Origin of the sequence: Streptomyces sp. NPDC048521 (genome assembly GCF_043199855.1) — a bacterium.
Taxonomy (GTDB): Bacteria; Actinomycetota; Actinomycetes; order Streptomycetales; family Streptomycetaceae; genus Streptomyces.
This window is the reverse complement of the sequence record NZ_JBICWR010000024.1, coordinates 82716-108874: the sequence shown is the minus strand read 5'-3', so window position 1 is coordinate 108874 and position 26159 is coordinate 82716. Positions and strand designations below refer to the sequence as shown.

Sequence of the window (26159 nt, the reverse complement as noted above, 5' to 3'; positions counted from 1 at the left end):
CGTGTCCCTCACCCACGAGGTCGTCCCCGACCCGGGCGGCTCCCCGGCCTCGTCCGCCTCGCCCGACGAGGCGCTCGCCGCCCTCACCGGCCCGTCCGCGCCCTATCTCGTCGGCGTACGGCACCATGCGCCCTCGCTGGCCGCCGCCGTGCCGGCGCTGCTGGACGAGGCGAAGCCGGACGTGCTGCTCGTCGAACTGCCCGCCGAGATGCAGGAGTGGCTGCCCTGGCTGGGGCACGAGGAGACGCGGGCCCCGGTGGCGCTCGCCGCCGCCCCCGCCGACGGGAGCGGCGGCGCGGGGCCGGCGTTCTACCCGTTCGCCGACTTCTCGCCCGAACTGGCCGCCGTGCGCTGGGCCGCACGGCACGGCGTGCCGGTGGTCGCCTGCGACCTGCCGCTCGCCGACCGCGCGTGGGGCGAGGGACGCCGGGCCGCAGGGCAGTCCGGCGGGCCCGGCCTCGCCACCGCTGTGCGGGCCCGGCTGACGGGCCGTCCCGGGGACGACCTGTGGGACCGGCTCGTCGAGGCGACCGCCCCGGGCTCCCCGCCCGAGGCCCTGCGCCGGGCGGCCCTGCTCACCGGGTGGGCGCTGCGCGAGGACGCGGCCGCCGCGGGCGGCGTGCCGGAGCTGGATCTGCGGCGCGAGCGCTGGATGCGGGCCCGGCTGGCCGAGTCCACCGCGCGAGGGGAGCGGGCGGCCGTGGTGGTCGGCGCGTTCCACGCCCCCGCGCTCGTACGGCTGGCGGACGGGACCGTGGCCGGGGTCGGCGCGCTCCACGACCCCCCGCGCGTAGGGCTGGTGGACGGACCGGGGGCTGGGGCCGGCGCGTTCCACGCCCCGGCGACTGAGCGGCAGGGCGGCGACGGGGAGGAGGCTACTTCTGCCTCCGGCGTACGCCGGCCCGCCTGGACGACCTCGCTCATCCCGTACACGTACGCGCTCCTCGACGAGCGGTCCGGTTACCCGGCGGGCATCCGGGATCCGGAGTGGCAGGACATGGTCCTGCGGGCAGCGGGTGATCCGGCGGTGCTGCAGGAGGCCCTGACGCGGGCGGCCGTCCGCGTCTGCGCCGAACTGCGGGATCTGGGCCATCCTTCGGGCCCCGCGGACGCGCGGGAGATCAGCCGGCTCGCCTCGGACCTCGCCCGGCTGCGTGGCCTGCCCGCGGCGGGCCGCGGTGAACTGGTCGAGGCCGTGCAGACGGTGCTCGCGCAGGGTGAGCCGTACGGGCGGGGGCGGGCCGTGGCGCGGGCGATGGAGCGGGTGCTCGTCGGCACGCGCAGCGGGCGCCCCGCCCCGCAGGCGCCGCGCAGCGGTCTCGTTCCCGCGGTCGAGACCGAGGTGGCGCGGCTCGGCCTGCCGGGCCCGGCGGCGGACGGCCCCGGCGCGGCACGGGACCTGCGGCTGGACCCCCTGCGGTCCGACCTCGACCGGCACCGTGAACTGCTGCTGCGCCGGCTGACGGTGTGCGGGGTGCCCTACGGGGAGGTCAAGGATGTCGTCGGCGCGGGCGGCGCCGAGGCCCTCACCTCACGCTGGGAGGTGCGCTGGACACCCGCCACGGCGGCCATGCTGACCGCCGCCGGCGTGCGCGGAGTCACGCCCGCGCAGGCAGCCGAAGGCGTCCTGCGCGAACGGCGGCGCGGGGAGCGGGACGAGGGCGGGCCGACCGCCGCCCAGGCCCTCGAAGGGCTCGAACGGGCGGCGGAGTGCGGCCTGCCCGTGCTCGCGGACGAACGGCTCGACGACGTCGCCGAAGTCGTTCCGCACGTCGGAACCCTGCCGGAGCTCCTCGCCGGCCTCGCCCTGCTGGACCGGCTGCGGGCCGGTCACGTGCCGGGGCTCGGCGCCGAGACGGACCGTACGGTGCGGGCGGCCGCCGTGGCGGAGCTGCTCACGGCCGCGGCGGTGCGGCAGGTCGACGGTCTGACCGGCTCCGAGGACCCCGCCGACGCCCATGCCTTGCTGGAACTCGCCCATCGTGCGGACCTGCTGGGCGGCATCCGGCTCGCCGGCGCCCTGAACCGCTTGTCCGCGGCGGGCTCCCCGCTGATGCGCGGTGCCGCAGGGGCCGTGCGCGTCCTGCTCGGGCAGGAGGACGCGCGGGTCTTCGGCGACCGTGTGGCCTCGTGGGTCGACGGGGCCACCGACCCGGAGTCCCGCGCGGCGCTCACCGCCCGGCTCGGCGGCCTGCTGACCGCCGCGGGTCCACTGCTGGAGGCGGCGGCGCCCGCGCTGGAGCCCTTGCTCAACCGGATCTCCGAGCTGCCCGACCGGGAGTTCCTGGACCGGCTGCCCGCACTGCGCGGCGGTTTCGACTCCCTGAGTCCCGCGGCTCGCGACCGTCTCCTGGGCGCCGTCGAGGAACGTCTCGGCACCGCGCGCGTGGCCGACACCGACGGTGTCGACCCGGTCGCCCTCGCCGCCTGGACCGGAGCGGACCTCGCGGCCCGTGAGGCGCTGCGGTCGCTGGGGCTGCTGCCCCTGTCCGAGGGCGTCGCCGAGCGGCCCGCCGCCCCCGCCGAGCCCGAACCGGGTGTCACCGCCGAGACACGACCCAGCGCGCCCGCCGAGCCCGAACCGGGTGTCACCGAGCCCACTCCGGGCGGCACCGCCCAACTGCCGCCGGGGATGCGGGAAGAGGGCGCCGCCACGGAAACCGCCGCGTTTCGGCCCGGGGAGCGCCTCCTCGCCCCCGCCGACCGTTGGCGCCTCGTCCTCGGCCGCCGCACGGACCGGCTGCCGTCGTCCGCCGGACCACTGGCGACCGCGCTGGACGAGCTGTACGGCAGCGGACGCGGCGAAGGCAGCCGGGGAGACCTCACGGGAGCCGGAAGCGGCGGAGGACGCCAGGCGCCGTACCCCGGGGTGCGCGAGTGGTCCGAGGAGCTGGCCGCGCTGTTCGGGCCGAGCGTCCGGGAGGAAGTGCTGGCGGCCGCCGCCGCGTCGGGTCGTACGGACGTCCTCACAGAGCTGGACGCGGACCGTGTGCGCCCCTCGGTGGACCTGCTGCGCACCGTGCTGCGGCACGCGGGCGGGCTGCCCGAGGCCAGACTGGCCGCGCTGCGCCCGCTCGTGCGCCGGCTGGTCGACGCGCTGACCCGGCAACTGGCCACCCGCCTGCGCCCCGCCCTGCACGGCGCCGCCCTGCCGCGACCCAGCCGGCGCCCCGGCGGCGGCCTGGACCTGCCCCGCACACTGCGGGCCAACCTGGCGACCGCGCGCCGCGCCCCGGACGGCACGGTGCAAGTGGTCCCCGAACGGCCGGTCTTCCGTACCCGGGCGCGCCGGGCCGCCGACTGGCGGCTGATCCTGGTCACGGACGTGTCAGGGTCCATGGAGGCGTCCACGGTGTGGGCCGCGCTCACCGCATCGGTGCTGGCGGGGGTACCCGCGCTCTCCACTCACTTCCTGGCGTTCTCCACGCAGGTCATCGACCTCACCGGGCACGTGGAAGACCCGCTGTCGCTGCTGCTGGAGGTCAGCGTGGGCGGCGGCACCCACATCGCGGCCGGTCTGCGGCACGCACGCGAGCTCGTCACCGTGCCGTCGCGCACGCTCGTCGTGGTCGTCAGCGACTTCGAGGAGGGCTATCCGCTCGGCGGCCTGCTCGCCGAGGTCCGCGCGCTGGTCGAGGCCGGCTGCCACGTCCTGGGCTGCGCGAGCCTCGACGACGCCGGCCGGCCCCGCTACTCCACGGGGGTAGCCGGTCAGCTCGTCGCCGCGGGCATGCCCGTCGCCGCCCTCAGTCCGCTCGAACTCGCCCGCTGGGTAGGGGAGAAGATCGCATGAGCCCGGACCTGCCTCCGGTCGTCCCGTCCGTCACCGCCGATCTCGTCGGGGCGCTCTCGCCCCGGCTGCGCAAGCGGCTGGACGCGGGCGTCGCCAAGCTCGCGGCGTGTGCGGTCGTCCGGGACGGCGACACGGTGCGGATCGCCGTCGACGACACGACCGACGTCGTCCTGCACGCGCCCGGCGGGACGGTGACCAGCGCGGACGCGATCCGCTGCGGGTGCCTGCTGGCGCCCGGCTGCCTGCACCGCGCGGCGGCCGCATCGGCGGCGCCGGTCGCCGGCGACGCTCCGGTCACGGACCCTGCCGGGGCGGAGGCGAAGGAGTCCACGGCGGCCGTGCAGACGGGCACGGCTGGGCAGGCGGAACGGGCGGATGCCGAGGCCGCCACCGCCGACCAGCGCGCCGCTGCCCGAGCGGTGCACGGCGCGGCCGCCGCCGTCCTCGAAGCGGGCACGGACGGTGCCGGCGCCGTGCTCCAGGCGGAACTCCTGCGTGCCGCGCACACCGCGCGCCTCGCCGGCCTCCCCCGGGCCTGTGCCGCGGCGGTCTCCGTGGTCACCGGGGTGCGCGCGGCCCGTTCGGCCGACCCTGGGTACCGCCTCGCCGACTTCGCCGACGCCTTGGCCGGCGTCCTGGGCCTCACTCACCGCCTCCCGCAGGCCACCGGCCCTGAGCTGACCGAACTGCGCGGCACGGTCCGGCAGCCGTACCGCCCGGACGGCTCCCTGCGTCTGTACGGGCTCTTCTCCGAGCCCGTCCTGACCGCGTCCGGTTACGCGGGCGCGGTCACCTGGACGGCCGACGCCCACGGACGGCTGTACACGGTGTCGGACGTGGCGCCGGGCGGGCCTGCCCGGGCGACCGGCGCCGCGGACCGAACCGTACGGATCGGCGACACCGCCCTGACCCACCGTGAACTGTCGCGCGCGGGACTGGCCGTGTCCGGCGCCACCGTCTCCCCGACAGGCCGCCTCGGCGCGGGGGCGGCGGTACGGGCGGTCCGCGCGCCCGGCGCCGCCTGGCCCAGCGAGCCGTTGGACCGGCTGTGGACCGTACCGGTCGCCGAGCAGGTGGCCCGGGCCCTGGACGGTGGGCAGGACCTGCTGTTCCTCGAGGTGACCCTCATGGGGACGGTTCGGGAGGCGTCGGGCGACTGTCTGCTGGCCGATTGCGCGGGCCTGCCCCTGCGGCTGGCGGCGGCCCACGACGACCCCTCACTCCCCTACCGCGACAACCTGCGGGTGCTGGCCGCCGCCCGGGGCAGCCGGCTGCGCGTCGTCGCCCGGTTGGTACCCGGACCGCTGCCCCGGGCCCTGCTGCTGGCCACCGAGCATCCCAGCGACCCGGCCGCCCGGCTCGACCTGGGCCTGGACCGTCTCCAGCAAGCGGACCTGCCCACCAGGACGGTCCCGCCACCGGCGGCGGTCGCCTCCGCCGGGGACGAGGCCCCGCTGCACCTGCTGCGCCGCCGCGTGCACCAGGCGGTGTCCGGGGGCCGCCGTGTCCTGGCCCTCTCCCGGGACGGGTCCGGTGACGGTGTCCGCCTGCGCCGTCTCGGCCTCGCCACGGCAGGCGATCTCCTCGACGACCTCCACTCCGCCGCCGCGGACCGCGCCCGTGACGCCTTCGGCCGTCTCCTTGCGTCCGACACGGACCGCTTCGCCCGTGCCTGGCTCGCGGCCGCCGTCTACACCAGCGCCGTGGAACGGGCCCTGTGCGCGAACGCGTGGGGAGCCACCGCCGCGATGTCCTCGCGGCACCCGATCCCCCGTCTGCGGACATCCTAGGGCGCCTGTCGAGTCGTGATCGATCTGTGGCGCTCGACCTCGCGGCGGGCCTGGACCGGTAGGTCTCCGTGCGTGCCGCGCACCAACCGAGCGACGAGGAGAAGGAGTTCATCGGGCGGTACCTGCCGATCGACGAGTACGGCCCGGTAACCCGAGCGGCCGGGGGCAGTGCTGGGCGAACGGCTGGAGCACCGAGGGGTGGCAGCCTTCAACGCAGCTGGGCCTGATACCGCTGGGCGCCGACGAAACGAGTAGAGCCGCGGAGTTGGTGCCGCGTACCTTCGACTGCATGGCTGACGAGTGCTTCGGGCATCCACGGCTCGCCGCGATCTACGACCCGCTCGACCCTGATCGCTGCGATCTTGACGCGTACGTCCACATGGCGGAAGAGGTCGATGCGCGTCGCGTGCTGGACATCGGCTGCGGGACAGGGGTGTTCGCCCTTCTCCTGGCTGATCGCGGAATCGAGGTTGTCGGGGTCGACCCCGCCGAGGCGTCGCTTCAAGTAGCCCAGGGCAAGACGGGCAGTGAACGGGTGCGGTGGATCTGTGGTGACGTGTCGGCGCTCCCACCGCTGCAGGTCGACCTGGCGACCATGACGGCGAACGTAGCTCAGGCCATCGTGGACCCGAAGATCTGGCAGAAGACTCTGCAAAGGGCGTACGAATCGCTGCGGCCGGGCGGGCGCCTGGTGTTCGAGACCCGGGATCCGGCCAGACGTGCCTGGGAGGAGTGGAACCGGGAGGATTCGTACCACGTGACGGAGATCCCGGGCGTCGGCGGGGTCGAGAGCTGGGTCGAGGTGACCGACGTGAGTTTGCCGCTGGTGACGTTTCGGTGGACCTATGTGTTCGTTGCGGACGGGCACGTGCTGACGTCGGATTCGACCTTGCGTTTCCGTGAGCGGAAGGAGGTCGAGAGGGACCTGTCCGCTCAGGGGTATGTGGTCGACGACGTACGTGACGCTCCTGACCGTCCGGGCCGGGAGTTCGTCTTCCTCGCGCGGCGTCCCCTCACCGGATGACCGCCACCTTTGCGGGGACAAGCGTCGATGCGACCCCGCCCCGATCCGCGACGCGCACGAGTCAGGGCGGGCGCCCTCCGAACTGCCAGCTGTGGACCTCGATGTGCGCGTACCGGTCCGAGTCCAGCACAGCGCGTGCCGCTTTTGGGTCCGGCGCTCGGACCAGTGCCGCTGTACCCAGCCACGTGGTCCCGTCGTCGGACAGCAAGGGCCCGTAGGCGATCAGCTCGTCTCGGCCGTGCGGAACGGTGAGGTCGGCAGGTTCCCCCGAGCCCAGGCCGAGTACCAGGAATCGAGCGCCACCCGTCCGTCCCCCGGGGAACTCCCACATCGTGCGTCCGAGCATGTTGCGCCAGCGGCGCAACAATACGTCCCGGTACACGCCGGCCTGGTAGCCCGGCTCGTCGAAGACGAACGCGCGGGCGGCAGCTGCGTCGGCCAGGTCGACGATATGCACGCTGCCGGTGGGCTCCCCGTCGGGGCCCGAGAGCGTCGGTCCTCGGGCGATCATTTCCGACGCATACCGATCCATGTAGGACCAGTGCTGTTCGGCCAGCTCTGATCGCAGCGCCGGCGAGCCGCGGCGATCGCGGTGGTAGCAGAAGAACTCCATGCCCGACAGCGTTCCGGTTTCGGGGTCCCCGGTCCAGCAGATATCGGTCGACCGATGTCGACGACGCCCGACTCGCAAGGCGCCGACCGTCCAGCAATGGCGCGACGACCTGGTAGATGCCGAGGCGATCATCTTCGTGGCCACGTCGGGCTGCACCTGGCGGCGGCCTGCGTACCGCGCGGTGCGTGGGCGACATCGGCCGGCGATCACCCGTAGAGCGAGCGGGCTCCCGGGCTGTTGCCCTTGAAGCGCTGGCCCGCGGCGATCTCATCGCCGACCACCGACCAGACGGTCTCGTCGTCCTGGAAGGGGAGCGGGTCGATGCTGCTCGTCTCCTGCCGGATACGCTCGACCTCGCGCTCCAGGCGCTCGAAGTCGGCTTCCTCGTCGTCGCCGCTGAAGGTGAACTCCTCGAGCAGGCGCTGAAACCGGAGGGTGACCTGGACGAGGGAGGAGACGTCGGTGTGGAGTTCCTGCACGGTCTCCTCGTCGGCGTCGAAGGCGTGCACCTTGCCGGAACCGGGGTCGAGGGCGAGGTGGGCGTTGAGCAGCCAGCCGATGACGGGCCATTCGCCCGCGTCCTCCGGGGCGTCCTCGAAGTCATCGGCGTCGACGACGTCCTGGACGAGGGGCAGCCGACCGGAGTCGTCGTCGGGCTCACGCAGCGCGAGCGTCCCGGTGGGGACGCCGACGGTCTGCAGGAGGCGGGCGCCCTCGGTGTCCGCGGCGGCGGGCGGGAAGGCGGTGGCGGGCAGGGTCGCGAGCCGGTCCTCGCCGAAGATGTCGACGAGTTCACTGCGGGTGACGTCGAAAAGCACTGCCGAAACTCCGAACTCGGCGGCGGCACGGGCGCCGTGGGACTCTTAGTGGACGGAAGCGGTGACAACAACAGCGTTGCGGATCGAGGCGCTTCCGGCGACTCCGATTCCGCCCCGCCCGCTCACCCGCCCTCTCACGGAACGAACTTGTTGTCGGAGGGCGAGAGGTTCATCACTGTATCAGTACGTCCGCCGGCGACACCGTGCTGGTCCCACTGTTCGTGCAGCCACTTGACGTAGGCGCGGTGCTCCCGGTCCTTTTTGTATTTGCTGAGTTCTTCGCCGTCCGGCCCCTTTTCGGACTGATCGTATTTCGCGCTGTGCGTGACGTCGAGATTGTCGGGGAATTCCCTGGCGAGATACTTGTCGCACTTGGGATTCTTCTGGCAGGGCTCACGTTCCGTGTAGAGGTCGCTGACGTTGCCCTCGTGCCCCTTCTTGATCAGCGGGTGTCCGATGGACCGTTCGGAGTGTGCCTCACCGCTGGCGCCGACCAGGATGAAACGGTTCCCCTTGCCGTCGTCGTACAGCGCTGAGGCGTAGTTGCCGCCGGGGATGTAGGAATCGGGGCGTTCGGTGCGGTTGGCGTAGCGGCCGAGCTGGGCGGCGCGGGCCAGATCGGTGGAGCCGGGCGCGACCTTCGTGGACTTGACCGTGTCGTTCTTGCCGGGCTTGTTCTTGCGCTGCTTCTCCCCCTTGTTGTTCCACGGGTACCAGGCTTTGTCGCCGAGTACGTCGTTCACTCCGGAGGAGTCGTGGGAACGGACGGGGCTGGTGGTCCCGTCGTGGTGCAGCTGGCGTATCGAACCGTCGTCGCTGAGAAGGTACATGGGCGTGTCGCCGTCACGCTTGACCTTCTTGACCTCGACCTTGTCGGCCTCGTCGCCGACGTCGTGGTCCTTGCGCTTCTGGTGCCGGGAGGCGGCCTTCACACGGTCCGGGATGGTGTCGGTGACGTGGTCGGTCACCTTCTTGGCGGCCTTCTCCATGCTGTCGATGGCTTCCTCGAGGATGCCGTCGAAGGCCTGGGTGAAAACGTCCTTGCCCTTGGTCTTGCCGAAGGTCCTCTTCGACTTGCCGAGGTGGATCCCGGACTGGCCGCCCATGTCGCTGCCGTGGCGGGAGACCTTGACGGCGCCGTCCTCGAACTCGACGTGGTCGATGACCGTCTTCTTGCCACCGCTGCCGGAGCCGCCGCTGTCGCCGGCGGAGGCCAGCTTCATGCCGCCGGGGTTGTCACCGGGGTTGAAGGCGCCCTCGGCGAGGTCGAGGACCATGTCCGAGACGAGTTCCCGGAGTTTGCCGGTGACGGGCTCGGTCACCTTCGCGATCAGCTGGTCGACTATCTGGTCGACCGCTTCGTCGATGAGCCGCTTCACGATGGTGCGCATCAGGGCGATCTCACCGGCGGCGGCCGCGGCGGAGATGCCCAGGGTCACGGGGGCGGCGGCGAGTTCGGCGACGATGGTGCCGGCGAGTACACCGAGTTCGACGCCCGCCTTGATCTTCATGCCGCGGATGATCTGGCCGACACCGTCGCAGGCGTCCGCGAACAGCCGTGCCACCTCGGGGATCTTTTCCAGGTGGCCGGTCTTCACGTGCGACCAGTGCTTCTGCATGGACTCCACGGCCCAGCCCTCGGAGGAGGCGAGGATGCGGGTCACGGCTTTGTGTGCGTCGCCGCCGTGGCCCTCGAACTGCTCGGCGAAGTCGCGCATGGACGTCGCCATCTCGAAGTAGTCGTCCTCGTCCACGTTGGGCCAGTTGACCCCGATGAGGTCGAGTGCCTCGTCGATGATGCTCGGCAGTACCAGACCCATGGCCGCGCGCTCCGTCCCCCGTCAACTACTGGATCCCTGCCCCCAGCTAACGGGGCACGTTGTCAGGTACACAAGAGTAAACCGGCCGCGTCACGGTTCTGTGACGAGAGTCCCATCTGACGGTGATGACAACGGAGTTGACAGAGGCCGCATTGGACGCGGAACGCAACAACATAGAACTGTCAGGAGCGTTGCTGGTGACTGTCCGGCACGCACCCCGGAGGCCGGCGCCATGGGGGGTGTCCGCCGTTCACCGCGTGACAGCCGTCATCGCCCCCGCAACCGCACGAGTGCCTCGTCCGTCCCCACCACCAGGTCCCCTTCCGCCGTGAAGGCAAGGGCGTGGGCCCGGCTGCCGGGACGGAAGGTGCGCAGCCGGTCGTCCTCCAGGGCTCGGTGTTCGACGAGGCCGTCGGCCCAGGCGATCGCGAGGACGAGCCCGGCGTCGGCCGTCGCCACCGCCACCGCGTCGACGGCGCAGTCGCGGGCGGCCACCGGCGCGGGCATGGGGTCCGTGTGGGGGGCCCACGCGCGTACGGTGCCGTCGGCGCCGCCGGTGTACAGCAGCACGACGGTGTCACCCTCCGCGGAGACGGGCAGGGCGGTCCCGGCGACCGCGGTGACGCGCCCCCGGTGCAGTGTGGCGGTTCGCGGCTCGGCGCCGACGGTCACCACGTGCACTGTTCCGGCGGCGTCACCGAGGACAACACGGCCTTCGGCGTCGGTCAGCGCGGTGACCGTCTCCTGCCGGCGCCGCGTGTACTCCTGTACGGCTTCGAGTAGTTGCTCCTGCGCGGAAGGGCCGTCGTCCAGGAGGGCGGCGAGTCCCTTGGGCCTTGCGGACTCGGCGGCGCGCTGGGTGTGCAGGAGGCCGTACTCGTCGAGGACGCTGACGGTGCCGTCGCCGTGCACGGCAGTGGCGCGGATGCCGGGCGCGGAGTGCGGGAGGCGTCCGGCGGAGCGGGCGCTCTCCGCGTCGAGGACGCGCACGGTGCCCTGGTGGTCGGCGACGACGAGCTGTCCGGCCAGGGGGCCGGTACCGGCCGCCAGGGAGCGGACCGGGCCGGGCCACGGTGGGGTGACGTCGCCGCGCACCCGGTGCCAGACGACGGTCCAGAAGGCGTCTCGAGCAAGGGAGGTGAGGGTGGCGGGCAGTCGTGGATCACCGGCGTCACCGAGGGCGGCGAGGAGGACCAGGGCGCGTTCGGCGGCCGGCTGCTCGCGGGTCAGGGAGGCGCCGGCCCGCAGCCAGGCGGCGCGCAGTCCGCCGTGGCTCTCCTCGGAGCGTTCGTACGCGGTGGTCACGCTCCAGGGGTCGGCGGCGCAGACCGAGGCGGGATCGTCCAGGTCGAACGGTTCCTCCGGCTCCGGGTCCCGCCCCGCCGGCCCGGCCGGGTCGGCGGGGTGGGCTGCGTCCCAGGACGCGCGGCGGGCCTCGTCGGTCCACCGGGGGTCGTCCAGGTCCATACGGGCGCAGGGGCCGGCGGTGAGCGCCTGCGCCCACTGTGTACCGGAGCGGACCTCGACAAGTACCCGGACGTGCCCCAACGAGGCGAGATCCAGGGCCAGTTCGACGAGGGAGCCGGGCCGGTCGGCGGAGTGCAGTTCGGGCAGCGCGATGACGGTGCGGCGCCGGTCGGCGGCAAGCGCGGCCAGCAGGTCGCCCGGGGAGCGGGCGGCGATCGACAACTGTTCGCCGAGCATCCAGGCGGCCGTCGTCGCGGTCTGGCCGGGCAGCGGTACGAAGCCGTGGATGCGGCGTTCGCTGACGGTGCCGGGCCGGGTGCCGTGGCCGATCAACCAGGCGAGGAGCCGCGACTTGCCGCTGCCCTCGGCGCCGGTGACCACGGCGAGGCCCGGGGCGCGGGGGTCGCCGAGCCAGGAGAGCAGGGCGGCCGCGGCGGGCTCCCGCCCGGAAGCGGGCCGGGGCCAGCGCGGGGCGGGATCGGCGGTCATGGACCCACCTCCGTTCCTGCGGCACACGGGCGGCGAGTCACTGCCGGGCCTGCCGCGCGGCGTGGGTGATGAGTTCCTTGATGCCTTCCTCGCGGGACTCCGCGGTGTCGCCGTAGTCGAAGCTGTGCGTGAACTCGGCGTGCGGGAGGACGGCCTGGAGCCAGGCGGAGCAGTAGTGGCCCGGCATCATGCACGGTTCGAGTTCGCAGTAGACGCGGCGGACCTGCTCGGGCTCCACTCCGGCGGCGGAGAGCTGCTGCCACAGCTGCTCCTCGGGGTGCAGGCGGCCAGGGCCGGCCTGGGCGGTGACGATCTGCTTCGCGCCGTCCTTGCCGACGTACTCGAAGGCCGACGAGAAGGGGAAGTTGAGGGTGTGGCGGACGTCATCGAGCACCCGCGACCACCAGTTCTCCCGGTCGGCGACGGCCTCCGGGTCGATCTGCCGGATCTCCCGGACCAGTGCGGCGAACGAGTCGGCGGCGGACTGGAGTCCGTCAGAGGCGGCGATCACCGGGAGGGCGCGGTCCAGGGCGGCGGCGCAGTGGGTGAAGGCGGCAATGTCCGAGTTGACGAACAGGGCGGCTTCCCCGCGACCGAGGAAGAGGGCCCGTACGGAGCCGTCGGTGCGGACACACAGGTTCGCCAGCCGGTCGGTGCCTATGCGTACCCACTCCGCCCAGTCACCCTGCAGGGCGACGCCGCGGTGGCCCGTGTACATGCCGAGGGTGGGCCCGTCGGTGTCGTCCGCCGCGATGAAGTACGGGCCGACGTGCAGCGGCACACCGACCTGCGCGAGGTGGGTGCGGGCCGAGGCCGGAACGGTTCCGTACGAGGCGGGCACACTGATGCGGCGCAGCCCCTGGGGGCCGAACTGTGCGACGGCGGGGTCCGAGGGGAGCTCGGGCATTGCAGACCTCTCACGGTGGCGGACTTACCGGCTCCACCCTATGCGCAGGTAGGACGGGGGCCGTGGGCTGTGACGAATCCGAGACGAGGCCGCGACGGGTCGCCCCGTCGTACGGCCCCCGCCGCAGACCGTCGCTTCGCTGACACCGACCTCGGCTGCTGCCTGTGCAAGTCGTCGCGTCGTGACGCAAGGTCAACGCAAAAAGCTAACAACACTTGCGCAAATGGCGACTTCGGCGCAAGCTCCTTGGTCGCCCAGGGACGACCTGTGCCCGCCCTACGAGCAGCGGGAGGGTGCGGGCGTGGGTGATCGGGGAGGGACGGGCGTCGACGCCCCGCGCGCGGCACCTGCTGCACACGCCGGGAACGCCTGTGACCGGTGAAACTCGTGCTGTCGCAACCGTGGACGAACTCGCGATTGCGCTGCAATATTACGATTAATAAACGCAAGAAGCTGCGCACAAGCCTCTTTCGCGCGCTGTGCCCGGCGCCAGTGACGCATGGCCGGGCCCGCTTTCCGGCAGTGGCGGAAGAAGCCGGTGCAGCTGTGCCCCGGACGGACGGTCCCTGCCGTCATCTCGTAACGCACCACCGCACTGCCCGAACTGAGCCGCCCTCACGTGGCCCCTTGGGGTGCGTGAGCCTCCGCAGGGAGTGACCCGTATGACTCGACACCAACCGATCCGCTGGAGACGGCGCACGGCCACCGCCGCGCTGGCCTCCACTGTCATGGTTCTCGGGCTACCGGCCCTTGACGCGCATGCGGCCGGCGGCCCGAACACCGCCGCCGGCGCCGCGACGAGGGCGGGCAGCACGCTCGGCACGCACGCTGCCGCCAACGTCAGCGACGGCGACATCGGCACTTATTGGCAAGCCTCGGACAAGTCGGCGCAGTGGGTGCAGACCGACCTCGGAAAGTCCGAGCGCGTCCGCCAGGTGGTACTGCGGCTGCCCGTGCGCTGGCAGAGCCGCAAGCAGACGCTCGCACTGCAGGGCAGCGCCGACGGCAAGAGCTTCGCCACGCTCAAGCCGTCGGCGCAGTACGTGTTCAGCCCCGGCAATGGCAACACGGTACGGATCTCCTTCCCCGCGACCCTCGCTCGCTACGTGAGGGCCGATTTCAGCGGCAACTCGGTCACCGGCACCGCGCAGCTGGCCGAGATGCAGGTGCTCACGGCCGACGCCTCGACGCCCAACCTCGCACAGGGCAAGCCCTTCAGCGAGAGCGGGCATGCGGACGTGTACGGCGCTGCCAACGCCGGCGACGGCAACCGCGCGACCTACTGGGAGAGCAGGAACAACGCCTTCCCGCAATGGGTCCAGGTCGATCTCGGCTCCTCGGTCAAGGTCAACCAGGTGACGCTGCGGCTGCCCAGCGGATGGCCGGCCCGCAGCCAGACGCTCAAGCTCCAGGGCTCGACCGACAACCAGAACTTCACCGACCTGACGGCGTCGAAGGCGTACACCTTCGACAGCGGCAACGACCAGTCGGCGACCATCAGCTTCGACACCACCACGACGCGGTACGTGCGCGCGCTGTTCACCGCCAACACGGGCTGGCCCGCAGGGCAGTTGTCCGAGCTGGAGGTGTACGGGCCGGCGACCGGCGACACCCAGGCCCCCACCGCCCCCACCAACCTGAGCTACACCGAGCCCGCCACCGGGCAGATCAAGCTCACCTGGAACGCGGCCGGCGACGACACTGGCGTCACCGGCTATGACGTCTATGCCAACGGCCAGCTACGGGCGAGCGTCGCCGGGAACGTCCTCACCTACACCGACACCCAGCCTGCCGGAAGCGACATCACCTACTTCGTCCGGGCCAAAGACGCCGCGGGCAACGTCTCCGCCAACAGCAACAGCGTCACCCGCAAGGGATCGGGCGGCGATGTCCAGGCTCCCACCGCCCCCGGCAACCTCGCCTACACGCAGTCCGGCGGCGACGTGAAACTCACGTGGCAGGCGTCGAGCGACAACGTCAAGGTCACCGGCTACGACGTCTACGCCAACGACCGGCTCGTCCAGTCCGTCGCGGGCGACGTCACGACGTACACCGACAGCCCGCCGGCTTCCTCCACCGTCACCTACTACGTGAAGGCGAAGGACGCGGCCGGCAACATATCGGTGCCGAGCAACAGCGTCACACGGCCCGGGTCGCCCGGCGGCCCCGGATCCAACCTCGCCCAGGGCAAGCCCATCGTGGCCTCCTCCGACACCTTCACCTACCTCGCCGCCAACGCCAACGACGGCCAGGTCGGCACCTATTGGGAGAGCGCGGGCGGTGCCTACCCGGCCACCCTCACCACCAAGCTGGGTGCCAACGCCGACCTCAGCCAGGTCGTCGTCAAGCTCAACCCGGACGCCGCCTGGTCCACGCGCACCCAGAACATCCAGGTGCTCGGCCGCGACCAGGACGCTACGTCCTTCACGAGCCTGGCGGCGGCGAAGGACTACACCTTCTCCCCCAGCAGCGGCAACACGGTGACCATCCCGGTCTCCGGCTCCGCCGCGGACATCCAGCTGAAGTTCACCAAGAACACCGGGGCGCCGGGCGCGCAGGCGGCCGAGTTCGAGGTGATCGGCACCCCGGCCGCCAACCCCGACCTCAAGGTCACCGGCATCACCAGCACGCCGGCCGCCCCGGTCGAGTCGGACACCATCAGCCTCGCGGCGACCGTCACCAACAGCGGCAGCAAACCGGCGACGGCCACCACTGTCGACTTCACGCTGGGCGGCACGAAGGCCGCCACCGCCGACGTCCCCGCCCTCGCGGCCGGCGAGTCGAAGACCGTCACGGCGAGCATCGGGACCCGGGACGCGGGCAGCTACCCGGTCGGCGCCCAGGTCGACCCGGCGAACAAGGTCATCGAGCAGAACGAGGCGAACAACGTCTTCACCCGCTCGGAATCCCTCGTCGTCAAGCCCGTGGCCAGTTCCGACCTGCTCGCCGCGCCGGTGGCCTGGAGCCCCTCCAGCGCCTCGGCCGGTGACGAGGTCAAGTTCACCGTCGCCGTCAAGAACCAGGGAACGACGGACTCCGCCTCCGGCGCCCACAATGTGACGCTCACGATCCAGGACGCCAAGGGCGCCACCGTGAAGACGCTCAGCGGCGCCTACAACGGCACCATCGCGGCCGGGCAGACGACCGCCCCGGTCAGCCTCGGCTCGTGGACGGCCGGCAACGGCAAGTACACGGTCAAGACGGTCATCGCCGACGACGCCAACGAGGTGCCGGTGAAGCGGGCGAACAACACCACGACGCAGCCCCTGTTCGTCGGCCGCGGGGCGGACATGCCGTACGACATGTACGAGGCCGAGGACGGCACCGTCGGCGGCGGCGCCAAGACCGTCGGTCCCAACCGGACCGTCGGCGACCTCGCCGGCGAGGCAAGCGGCCGCAAGGCCGTCACCCTGACCGGAACCGGCCAGTACGTCGAGTGGACCACCCGAGCCGCGACCAACACCCTCGTCACCCGCTTCTCCGTCCCGGACGGCACCAACACGACGCTCAACGTCTACGTGGACGGACAGTTCCTCAAGGCGATCGACCTCACCTCGAAGTACGCCTGGCTCTACGGCAACGAGACCTCACCCGGCAACTCCCCCGGCTCCGGTGCGCCGCGGCACATCTACGACGAGGCGAACCTGCTGCTCGGCAAGACCGTTCCGGCAGGTTCGAGGATCCGGCTGCAGAAGGACGCGGCCAACACCTCCAGCTACGCCATCGACTTCATCAACACCGAGCAGGCGACAGCGGTCCCGAACCCGGACCCGGCCGCCTACACGGTCCCGGCCGGCTTCTCGCACCAGGACGTGCAGAACGCCCTCGACAAGGTGCGCATGGACACGACGGGCAAGCTCGTCGGCGTCTATCTGCCCGCCGGCGACTACGAGACCTCCAGCAAGTTCCAGGTCTACGGCAAGGCGGTGAAGGTCCTCGGAGCCGGGCCGTGGTTCACACGCTTCCACGCACCGTCCTCGCAGGAGAACACCGACGTCGGCTTCCGGGCCGAGGCGAGCGCCAAGGGCTCCTCCTTCACGGGCTTCGCCTACTTCGGCAACTACACGTCACGGATCGACGGCCCGGGCAAGGTGTTCGACTTCTCCAACGTCTCCGACATCACCATCGACGACATCTGGGTCGAGCACATGGTCTGCCTCTACTGGGGCGCCAACACCGACTACATGACCATCAAGAACTCCCGCATCCGGGACATGTTCGCCGACGGCATCAACATGACCAACGGGTCGACGGACAACCACGTGGTCAACAACGACGCCCGGGCCACCGGTGACGACAGCTTCGCGCTCTTCTCGGCGATCGACGCCGGTGGCGCCGACGAGAAGAACAACCTCTACGAGAACCTCACCTCGACGCTCACCTGGCGCGCGGCGGGTGTGGCCGTCTACGGCGGCTACAACAACACCTTCCGCAACATCCGCGTCGCCGACACCCTGGTGTACTCCGGGATCACGATCTCCTCGCTGGACTTCGGCTACCCGATGAACGGCTTCGGGACCGAGCCCACCACGATCGAGAACGTCTCCCTGGAACGGACAGGCGGCCACTTCTGGGGCTCGCAGGTCTTCCCGGCCATCTGGGCGTTCTCCGCGTCCAAGGTCTTCCAGGGCATCCGCGTCGACAACGTCGACATCGACGACTCCACCTACGGAGGCGTGATGTTCCAGACCAACTACGTCGGCGGCCAGCCGCAGTACCCGGTGAAGGACACCCTCTTCACCGACATCTCCATCACCGATTCCCGGAAGAGCGGAGACGCGTTCGACGCCAAGTCCGGTTTCGGTATCTGGGCCAACGAACTGCCGGAACCCGGCCAGGGGCCGGCGGTCGGTGAAGCCACCTTCCGTAACCTGCGGATGAGCGGCAACGCCGAGGACATCCGCAACAAGACCAGCACGTTCAAGATCAACATCGAGTAGGGGCCGTCCGCACGGTTGCGTCCGTGCGGTGGGTGGGGGTCGCTCCTCGTGCGGGCGGCCCCCGCCTGTGATGCGTCTCGTCACGATCCCGGCACGTTGTCCGGCAGAAGGCCGGAGACCGGCGAGAACGTTGAGACGGCCGGTGGCGGGCCTGGCCGAGGCCGAGACCCGCCGTCACGAGTGCCCCACCCGGTGCCGGGAGGGCCGGGCAGGACCGGGGGCTCAGCGCCTGACGTACACCGTCGCCGACGCGGTCGAGGACAGGTGCAGGTCGTCGCCGGGCCAGCTGACCGTGTAGGTCACCTCCCGCCGGGTGCGCGGGATGTCGTTGATCGTGAAGGTGCCGTCGGCGGCCACGGTCACCGAGCTGAGCACCCCGCTGCCGAGGCGGTCCGTGCGCTCCACCTTCAGCGTGGCACGCTCCGGCAGCGTCCTGCCCTGCGCCGTGAACCTACCGGTGATCGTCACACCGTCGAGGGTGGCCTCCGCCGGGGCGGTGAGCGCGATCGACGTAGGCGCCTTGGCCACGGACACCGTGGTGGTGAGGTCCTCGGCGGGGCGGTGGGTCAGGTCGCCGAGGAAGGAGACGGTGTAGGTGGCCTCGCCGACCAGACCGGGCTCGTCGAGGACCGTGAAGGTGCCGTCCTCCTCGACGGTCGCGGTGCCCAGCTGGTGGGTGCCCTTCGCGTCGGTACGCATCGCCGTCACCTTCAGCGGCTCGGCGGGGGCCGGGCCGTCGGTCTCCAGCCTCCCGCGCACGGCCAGCGGCTCGCCGGCGACCGCCTGGGCCGGGCTGTGCGTGAGGCCACCGGTGAAACGGGTGTCGTACTGGACGGCGGGCGGCTGGATGATGTGCAGCCAGTACTGACCGCCCGTGGTGTTGGTGGTCACCGCGAACAGCCGGGAACCGTCCGCCGCCCACCGCAGGCCGCGCGGCGCGACCCGGTCGCCGTCCAGGCTGCCCTCGAAGACGAACTCCAGCGGCGCGGTGGAGTCGGCCGGGTCGGCGGGCGACAGCAACAGGTCCGGCGTCGCGCCCGAGGCCGCCGCTCCACGGGCCAGGTACTTCCCGTCGCCGCTGAACGCCACGGCCGAGGCGCCGGCACCGGCCGGCAGCGCCGAGTAGCCGGTCGTCGCATCCGACAGATCGGTGGTGTTCAGCAGCCGCGTGCCGTAGGAGGCGTCCGCGACGGCGACCTTGCTGCCGTCCGCGGAGAACGCCATGTCCTTCAGGTTCAGTGCGCCCTTGCCGTCACGGTCGGCGAAGCGCCGGGCCGCGTTGCGCACCAGGGTTCCGCTGCTGGTGTCGAACACCGTCAGGAACGGGTCGGGCGCCTGCGCGTTGAGCGGCTGACCCATCAGCATCCGGTCACCCGGGCCGGCCTCCAGCTGGAGCCTGCCGTAGTCGTTCCAGCCGGTGCGCCCGGTCAGGGCGTCCACGTACGTCAGCGAGGACTCGCACTGGGTGGCGTAGGACGCGTACGGCGTGGTGAAGTACAGCCGGCCGCCGGAGAAGGCCAGGCTGCGCCCGCAGGTGTCCAGGGACGCGCCGGTGGAACCGGTCAGCTGGTGGGTGGTGGTGTCGTACGCGCGGATCCACTCGCGCTCCCCGGCGTACAGGGTGGAGCCGTCGGCGCTGAGCGCGAGGCCGGAGACGTGCTGCTGGGTGGTGATCGTGGTGACTCGCTCGCCCTGGAAGGTGTACACCGCGATGGTGCCGCTGTTGTAGTAGCTGCCTAGGGCGGAGTCCGCGACGTACACGCGCTCGTGCACGTCGTCGACCGCCAGCGCCGAGTACGTGGTGATCGGCAGCTTGATCACGGCGTCGGAGGCGGCGGCGTGCGCCGCGGGCGCGGCGGCGACGGTCAGGCCGGTTCCGGCGAGAGCGGCGGCGAGGGCGGTCGCCGCCAGGCGTCTGGGATGGTGTGCAGTGTTCAACTGTGCCCCCCATAGGCTGAATCGAGCGTCTCCCGAGCTCGCGGAAACGCCTGTGCCGCCCATGAAACAGCCGTGAAGATCGTGTGGGCAAGGGGGCGCGACGAAGACCGGGGGGCCGCCTCGAACGCCGTTGTCCGGGACCCCTCGGCATCCGCCCGTGCCGGGTGGCGGTCAAACTCTCCTAGCGGACAGGGCCTCCCGCCCCAGGGGGCCCTAAGCAGCAACTGCCTGTGCGCGTGTGCCGGCTGACTGACCAGGAGGGGCAAAAGCTGCAGCAGGTCGTGCGCCGGGGCTGTACCGGTCGTTCTGCCGATTCTTCACAAATCTGCGCAGCTGCGCGCCCCCTCTATCGTCACCGCAACCCGGTTCGCCGGCCAAGACGGAGGGCTATGGAGCGGGTTCAGGGGTCCAGCACGTGGTCCGGGTCGTCGTACAGGCGAGCCGCGAACCGGCGCAGCGGGTCGCGTAGCCGCTCGGGGCCGACTGCGGCGGGGCGTTTGACAGGGGCCTCGTAGACCCATAGTCCGCTGCCCTCGCGCTTGGTAACGGCGTGAAGGTCCAGGGTGTCGACGGCCGCGAGGGCGGTGGGCCGCCCAGGTCCGTATGGGGTGGAGACGAGCAGTGGCCACAGTCCGGTTTCCTGCCGTGCGCTCTCGCAGTGCGTCCACGACCCCACGGGATCCGAAACTGGTTCCTCGGACAGCCACATGCGCGGTGGTGGGACGTCGCCTCGGACGGCTTCGGGAAGGCGACGGCCTGGTGGAAGCCCATCGGGCAGTGATGAGAACATGCGCGCACGTTAGCCGCGGTCACTGACACCACCCGTCCCTGATTCGGGCAGACGCAGTTTCCGCGTCGCGTTGAGGACCGTGCGGTCAGGCCCCGTCCGATGGGCCGGGTGACTCATCGGTGATCGCCCTGCGAGGCGCAGTCGTTTCCCTCTTCGGCCTCCAAGCGCGCCGAACTGTAGCCGTAGGGTTCTCGATGTGACAGTTCAGCGAATGCCCGCCGAGGAGGTCTCCGTCTCCGTCGAGCTGGTGCGCCGTCTGCTCGACGAGCAGCACCCCGACCTTGCGCACCTGCCGGTCGAGGTGCTGGCCAACGGATGGGACAACCTCGTGTGTCGGCTTGGCGAGGAGTTCCTCGTCCGGTTGCCGCGGCGTGCCATGGCCGCCGAGCTCGTCGCGCACGAGCAGCGGTGGTTGCCGAAATTGGCCGGCCGTCTGCCGTTGCCGGTGCCGACGCCGGTACGGGTCGGGCAGCCGACGGCTCAGTACCCGTGGTCCTGGAGCGTCGTGCCGTTCTTCCCGGGCCGGATCGCGGCGCGATCGGAGCCCGACGACCTCTGGTCGGCCGCGGCGGAACTCGGCGGTTTCCTGGACGCACTGCACACCCCGGCTCCTTCGGAAGCGCCTGTCAACCCGTTTCGCGGGATCCCGCTGGCCGGACGAGCCGAGGGTGTCCTGACGGCGCTGGCGCACGTCGACTCGGCCGACCGCGCCACCGCACTGCGGGTCTGGGAAACGGCTGCCGTCACGCCCGCTTGGGACGGGCCGCCGCTGTGGCTCCATGGGGATCTGCACCCGGCCAACGTCCTGGTCGACCGCGGCCGGATCAGCGCCGTGATCGACTTCGGTGACATCACCTCCGGCGATCCCGCCACCGACCTGTCCGTGGCCTGGATGCTGTTCACTGCGGAGCAGCGGGCTGCACTCAGGCAGGCGTACGGCCGCGCAGACGACGCGACCTGGGAACGGGCCCGCGGGTGGGCGCTTGCCCTGTCCCTGGTCTTCCTGACGCACTCGGCGGACAACCCGCTGATGCGCGGCATCGGCGAGCGCGCCTTCCGTGCGGTGCTGGAGTAGCGGTCGGCGGTCAGGACGGAGTTGTATCAGTGCCTCGGCCGTCCCTCGACGACCGGCCGTACACCATGAGAGGCGGCGTCCGAGGAAGCGCTGGACGTCTGCCAGTTGTGGCAGCAGGCGATCGACGCTCTCACGGCTTGTCCGTAGCGTGCGCGTAGGCGCCTCCCCGTGCTGGAGCCGCCATGGGACGGACGGACGGCTGGTCAGGGCCCGCCGAGGTCGTCGTCGGGTGGCTGCGGCGCCGGTACGTCGGAGGACGTCCTGCTCTTCACGGCAACGTCCAAGGCGCTGCGGATGTCCTGGGGCAGTCTGGTGCTGCGTGGCCACTGCACGAGGTGCGCTGCCAGCTCCCGCAGTGTGGTGTTCGTATGCTGCGAGACCTCCTTGAGGATCTCCCTGCCGGTGTCGGGGTGCACGCCGGCGAAGCGATCACGACGCCGATCGCCTGGTCGACGGTGGCGTGAGAGGTGAGTGCCTCTCTCAGCTGCTCGATCTGTCCGTGCAGGACGGTGATCTCGCGGTCGTGGCTGTCATGCTCTGGCATGTCACATTCGCTCCGTGTCAGCGGCCGTACCCGTCCGTTTCCCTACCCCGTGGACACAAGAGCACGGTAAGACGAGGGAACAAGCCAGGTCTCCGGCGTTCTCCGGGCGAGGGCGGCCCCACGCATTTCGCCTCCACCCGGCCAAGGGCTGCAAGGAGGTCTGGGCGTTGCCGCCGTGCGTGGTCTTCATGAACAGGAAGACCAACGTGCACGCGCCGTCCAGCAGGTCATGGACTTCCCGGGTCCCAAGGACACAACATCTGGCAGCGCCCCGGCAGCCTGGCCGACGTCACCCGCTACGACGACCTCGTGAGCTGTGGTGGGACCCAGGTGTGGTGCCGAAGGATCATGCGGGTTGCGGCGCGGGAGGGTGTGAGCCGCATCGCCGTGTTCCGCAGGGCGACGGCCAGAGGATGGGTGAGCTGCTGCCCCATCCGCCCGGCCTGGCGGGCGGCTCGGGCGACCGCCTGACTGCGCGGCCGGCGCTCGGCGTCGTACCGGGCGAGCGCGGATTCGACGGTGGGCTCGGTGGCGAGCGCGGCAGCCAGGGTGACCGCGTCCTCCAGTGCCTGACAGGCGCCCTGTCCGAGGTGGGGGGTCATCGCGTGTGCCGCGTCACCGAGCAGCACGATCCGGCCGACCCTGTACGAGGGGAGCGGCGTGCGGAGTTCGTTGACGTCGTGATGCAGTACGGCGGGGAGCCGGGTCGCTTCGAGCAGGGCGGGAATCGGGTCGTGCCAGGTGTGGAACCGTCGGCGCAGTGCGGCCAGTGGGTCGGCGAAGCGGGTTCCGGCGGGGAGGTTGAGGACGGCGTGCCACTCGGCCCGCCCGTCCTGGAAGGCGATGTGCCCGAACTCGGCGCCTCGGCCCCAGCTCAGCTCGAAGTCGGTGCGCAGTTCGACCGCGTGCTCGGTGACGGCGCGCAGCACCGTCGAGCCGCTGTAGACCGGGCCGGGACGGTCCGGGAAGAGAAGGCTGCGGACCTTGCTGCCGATGCCGTCGGCCGCCACCACCAGATCGGCGTCCAGGATCGTGTCGCCGCAGCTGACTCGGACCGTCCCGTGGTCGATCTGCTGGACCGAGCCGGCTGCCGAGCCGATCAGCAGGGTCTCGGCGGGCAGGCAGCCGCGCAGCAGCCGATGCAAGGTGGAGCGGGGTATGCCCATGATGGGGGTGCCCACCGCCTTCTCCAGCAGCGCGCCGTCCATCCGGACCAGCCAGCCACCCTCTGGTGTGCGGGTGCCGCCGCTGTACTGGCCCCGCGAGGCCTTCCGCACCGCCTCACCGACGCCGAGTTCGTCCAATGCCCGCAAGCCGTTCGCGGCCAGCGAGATGCCCGCCCCCGCGTCGTCGAGCACGGACGCACGCTCTACGACCGTCACCTCCCAGCCGATGCGGCGCAGACCGATCGCGGCGGCCAGCCCGCCGATGCCTCCTCCGACGACCACTGCCGTGTTGCCCATGCCGTACCCCCAGCGTTTCTACATCTGTAGAAGGATGATCTTATCGGAGGCTCTACAGGTGTAGAAAGGAACCATGGCTTCGGATCGGCGCACTCTCCTCGCGGACGCGGCTCTCGACGTACTCGCCGACGAAGGGATCCGCGGCCTGACCCACCGCGCGGTCGACAGCAGAGCAGCCATGCCGCCCGGCACCACCTCGGCGTACTTTCGCACCCGGGCCGCGCTGCTCACCGGACTCGTCACGCGCCTGGTCCAACTCGACCAGACGGAACTGCAGACGACGGCCGAGCAGCTTCCGGCCCTCCACACCGCCGAGGAACTGGTGGACGGCATGGCGCTGCTCATCCGGCGACGACTCAGCGGCGAGGGCCGCCGCCGCTCGCTCGCCCGCTACGCCTGCGCCGTCGAGAGCGTTCGCGCCCCGGAGCTGCGTGAGATCCTCGTCCCTCGCGAGAACGCGGGTCGCGAGGCCGTCCGGCGGTTCCTCGCCGCGCACGGCGTGACGGATGTCGAGAACCGCACGCACACCCTGTTGACCTGTATCGACGGACTGGTCTTCGACCGGCTGGTGAGCGGCGGCGACGTCCCGCGCGAGGCCCTCGAAGGCCTGGTCGCCGCTGCCCTTCGCTAGGGCCTGCCCGACAATTCCCCTCTGCCCTTCCTGTCCGACAGTTCCCGTCCGCTCTTCGGGCGATGACGCGATGTCAGACAGGCCCTGTCCCCAGGCCGCCCACGGTTCCGACCGGCCGTCGTGCACGGCAGCGCGACACGGGAGAGGCGTACGGCTCGCGGGGGAGGATGACGGGCAGGCCGATGGGCCATGTGACCACCGGCCCCGGAGAGGTCATCCGGTCGGCCTAGCGAGGGAACGATTCGACGGGTGAAATCGGCGGGCGGGTGCCGGACGGGACGTCCACGACCCGTGATCATAGGCGCGCGGCCGGACCAGCGACCTTCCCGGCAGCAGCCTTTCTTTCCCCGTTCTTCCACGAGGAGTTCGTCGTGCGTGTCCGTCATCTGCTGACCAGTACCTTCACCTCCGCCGCCCTCGCCCTCGGCTTCATCGGCGCCGGCGCCGGTGCCGCCACCGCGACGCCGGCGGCCGCTTATCCGTGCGGCTTCTACGAGACCGGATCCGACGCCTACTACAACCACTGCACCGGCGACGGCTCCAACGTGGTCGTCAAGGTCGAGGTGGCCTGGGGGCCCGATTACGAGCGGTGCGTGGGCCCGGGCAGGTCCTGGCTGGGCGCCGCCGACAAGATCCAAGGCGCCCACTACACGGGCCGTACCTGCTGACGGACAGCGCTCACTCCCCTCATCGACCAGGGCCTCCCCGACCATCGGGGACGGCCCCGGTCCCCCGGCCGGTCGCCTCGAAGAACTTGAGGCTCCAGCCGGTGTCGGTGTGCGGGCCGGGGACATCGGCGCGGCTGTAGGTCGTGTTGCCCCACCAGCAGAAGGAGCCGGTGTACCAGTACCGGTTCTCCCATGAGTACGGCGTTCCCTTGGCCACCGCGTGGAACATCAGGGGGAACGTGGGGCCGGCGGGCGGGCTGGTGCCGATGTCGCCGTCGAGCAGCACGAAGCTGTGGTGGCCGGGGCCGTCGACGTACAGCGTCGGGTCCCAGCCGGACATCATGGTGGTGCGGTGGGAGCCGAAGAGGCAGCCGTTGGACTTGTACCAGTCCCATACGTACGTCGGATCGCCGTCGGCTCGCAGTCGGAGGTCGGCCAGGCAGTACTGGTCGCTCCAGCTGCCGTTGGCGGAGTACACGATGTGCAGTTGGCCGTTCGGGTCCTTGATGGCCTCGGGCGCCTCGTTGATGAACGGGTTGCCGACCACCCGCTCCCAGCTCTCGCGTGGTTGGGAGATGATGTACCGTGCGCCGGTCGGCGTGGTCGGGCTGCTCATCCGTGCGATGTAGAGGTTCTGCTCGACGTTGGTGTCGCCGGCCCAGCCGGACCAGACGAACCAGCGCTGCCCGTTGAAGGTGAACAGAGTGCCGTCGATGGCCCACTTGTCGTCCGGCAGGGCCAGTTCGGTCTCGGCGGTGTACCCGCTGTCCGGGTTCGCGGAGCTGATCTCGTACATCCGGTGGGCCGATCCGCGACCTGCCGAGAAGTAGATGTGGTAGCGGCCGGCGTCCCGCACGATCTCCGGGGCCCAGACCTCACCGAGGTTGCGGGTGTCCGACCAGACCTGGCGGGCGGGCGCCGAGGCCAGAGCAGCCGTCGACGCGGCCTGCCGCACGGCGATGCCTCCGCCGGCCGACTGCACCGAGATGTAGGTGCTCCCGACGCGCAGCACGCTCGGGTCGGCAGCCCTGAGACCGGTCTGCTCCGCCTGAGCGGGTCCGGCGGACGACAGGCAGAGCACGGCGGCGAGGACGGCCGACAGTGCGCAGGCGGCGGCACCGGTGAGCCGGCGAGCAAACTTCATGGTCCCGTCCATGGTCGGCCTCCGCTTCGGCGCCGCGCCGACGAAGGGGTGTCGTCCCCCCGTCCGCGCCACGCTTTTACATCGATGCAAGAGCGCGCTCACCCAGCATCGTGAGCAGCCCAGGACATGTCAATGTCTCGGGCCCGAAGACATGCCGAACCGCCCGTGCGGGCCACGCCGTTCGCGGCCACCGTGGCGCCGTGACCGCGAAGATCCTCTTCGCCGCAGCTTCCGGGAGGGTTCGG

The 26159-nt window shown here is 71.4% G+C and carries 17 protein-coding genes; 7 read left to right on the top strand and 10 right to left on the bottom strand.

Annotated elements, in window-relative coordinates; genetic code table 11:
- Window position 1 precedes the first annotated feature (1 nt).
- The 3 genes from ACGFRF_RS36980 to ACGFRF_RS36970 all read left to right on the top strand — a co-directional run bounded on the left by ACGFRF_RS36980 (window position 2) and on the right by ACGFRF_RS36970 (window position 6607).
- Entirely contained in the window at window positions 2-3793 is a 3792-nt protein-coding gene (locus ACGFRF_RS36980) for a DUF5682 family protein (protein ID WP_393747694.1), read from the top strand.
- Entirely contained in the window at window positions 3790-5583 is a 1794-nt protein-coding gene (locus tag ACGFRF_RS36975; protein WP_393747692.1) for a hypothetical protein, read from the top strand. Before ACGFRF_RS36980 ends, ACGFRF_RS36975 begins: the two co-directional genes overlap by 4 nt.
- Window positions 5584-5872: 289 nt before the next feature.
- Window positions 5873-6607 carry a class I SAM-dependent methyltransferase gene (locus ACGFRF_RS36970; RefSeq protein WP_393747691.1) on the top strand — a complete coding sequence of 245 codons (735 nt, stop codon included), beginning with the start codon at window positions 5873-5875 and terminating at the stop codon, window positions 6605-6607.
- A gap of 61 nt (window positions 6608-6668) precedes the next feature.
- Here ACGFRF_RS36970 and ACGFRF_RS36965 read toward each other — a convergent pair whose 3' ends face one another.
- The 5 genes from ACGFRF_RS36965 to ACGFRF_RS36945 all read right to left on the bottom strand — a co-directional run bounded on the left by ACGFRF_RS36965 (window position 6669) and on the right by ACGFRF_RS36945 (window position 12721).
- Window positions 6669-7220: a YciI family protein gene (locus ACGFRF_RS36965; protein WP_393747724.1), complete on the bottom strand. Its 552-nt coding sequence runs from the start codon at window positions 7218-7220 to the stop codon at window positions 6669-6671.
- A 206-nt stretch (window positions 7221-7426) separates the two neighbouring features.
- Complete coding sequence (locus tag ACGFRF_RS36960; RefSeq protein ID WP_393747690.1) at window positions 7427-8038, bottom strand: SUKH-4 family immunity protein; 612 nt, start codon at window positions 8036-8038, stop codon at window positions 7427-7429.
- Between the two features lie 134 nt (window positions 8039-8172).
- Window positions 8173-9858 carry a nucleic acid/nucleotide deaminase domain-containing protein gene (locus ACGFRF_RS36955; RefSeq protein ID WP_393747689.1) on the bottom strand — a complete coding sequence of 562 codons (1686 nt, stop codon included), beginning with the start codon at window positions 9856-9858 and terminating at the stop codon, window positions 8173-8175.
- A gap of 267 nt (window positions 9859-10125) precedes the next feature.
- The gene (locus tag ACGFRF_RS36950; protein WP_393747687.1) at window positions 10126-11814 is read right to left on the bottom strand and encodes a hypothetical protein; all 1689 of its coding nucleotides are present in this window, start codon (window positions 11812-11814) and stop codon (window positions 10126-10128) included.
- A gap of 37 nt (window positions 11815-11851) precedes the next feature.
- Complete coding sequence (locus ACGFRF_RS36945) at window positions 11852-12721, bottom strand: nucleic acid/nucleotide deaminase domain-containing protein (protein ID WP_393747685.1); 870 nt, start codon at window positions 12719-12721, stop codon at window positions 11852-11854.
- A gap of 662 nt (window positions 12722-13383) precedes the next feature.
- Between ACGFRF_RS36945 and ACGFRF_RS36940 the strand changes: the two genes are divergently transcribed.
- A complete protein-coding gene (locus ACGFRF_RS36940) occupies window positions 13384-17661 on the top strand; it encodes a discoidin domain-containing protein (protein ID WP_393747683.1) in 4278 nt (1425 codons plus the stop codon).
- A 222-nt stretch (window positions 17662-17883) separates the two neighbouring features.
- Here ACGFRF_RS36940 and ACGFRF_RS36935 read toward each other — a convergent pair whose 3' ends face one another.
- Both ACGFRF_RS36935 and ACGFRF_RS36930 read right to left on the bottom strand, forming a co-directional pair.
- Entirely contained in the window at window positions 17884-19599 is a 1716-nt protein-coding gene (locus ACGFRF_RS36935) for an Ig-like domain repeat protein (protein ID WP_393747681.1), read from the bottom strand.
- A gap of 400 nt (window positions 19600-19999) precedes the next feature.
- Entirely contained in the window at window positions 20000-20275 is a 276-nt protein-coding gene (locus tag ACGFRF_RS36930) for a hypothetical protein (protein WP_393747679.1), read from the bottom strand.
- A gap of 310 nt (window positions 20276-20585) precedes the next feature.
- Here ACGFRF_RS36930 and ACGFRF_RS36925 point away from each other — a divergent pair, with 310 nt between their 5' ends.
- Window positions 20586-21464: an aminoglycoside phosphotransferase family protein gene (locus ACGFRF_RS36925; RefSeq protein WP_393747678.1), complete on the top strand. Its 879-nt coding sequence runs from the start codon at window positions 20586-20588 to the stop codon at window positions 21462-21464.
- A 203-nt stretch (window positions 21465-21667) separates the two neighbouring features.
- Here ACGFRF_RS36925 and ACGFRF_RS36920 read toward each other — a convergent pair whose 3' ends face one another.
- The gene (locus tag ACGFRF_RS36920) at window positions 21668-21880 is read right to left on the bottom strand and encodes a hypothetical protein (protein WP_393747676.1); all 213 of its coding nucleotides are present in this window, start codon (window positions 21878-21880) and stop codon (window positions 21668-21670) included.
- A 424-nt stretch (window positions 21881-22304) separates the two neighbouring features.
- Entirely contained in the window at window positions 22305-23471 is a 1167-nt protein-coding gene (locus tag ACGFRF_RS36915) for an FAD-dependent monooxygenase (protein ID WP_393747674.1), read from the bottom strand.
- A 73-nt stretch (window positions 23472-23544) separates the two neighbouring features.
- Between ACGFRF_RS36915 and ACGFRF_RS36910 the strand changes: the two genes are divergently transcribed.
- Together ACGFRF_RS36910 and ACGFRF_RS36905 are read left to right on the top strand one after the other, a co-directional pair.
- A complete protein-coding gene (locus ACGFRF_RS36910; protein WP_393747673.1) occupies window positions 23545-24102 on the top strand; it encodes a TetR/AcrR family transcriptional regulator in 558 nt (185 codons plus the stop codon).
- 371 nt (window positions 24103-24473) lie between these two features.
- Entirely contained in the window at window positions 24474-24770 is a 297-nt protein-coding gene (locus ACGFRF_RS36905) for a DUF6355 family natural product biosynthesis protein (RefSeq protein ID WP_393747671.1), read from the top strand.
- 19 nt (window positions 24771-24789) lie between these two features.
- On the opposite strand, the gene ACGFRF_RS36900 is transcribed toward ACGFRF_RS36905, so the two are convergent.
- A complete protein-coding gene (locus tag ACGFRF_RS36900; RefSeq protein ID WP_393747669.1) occupies window positions 24790-25914 on the bottom strand; it encodes a glycoside hydrolase family 43 protein in 1125 nt (374 codons plus the stop codon).
- Window positions 25915-26159 lie beyond the last annotated feature (245 nt).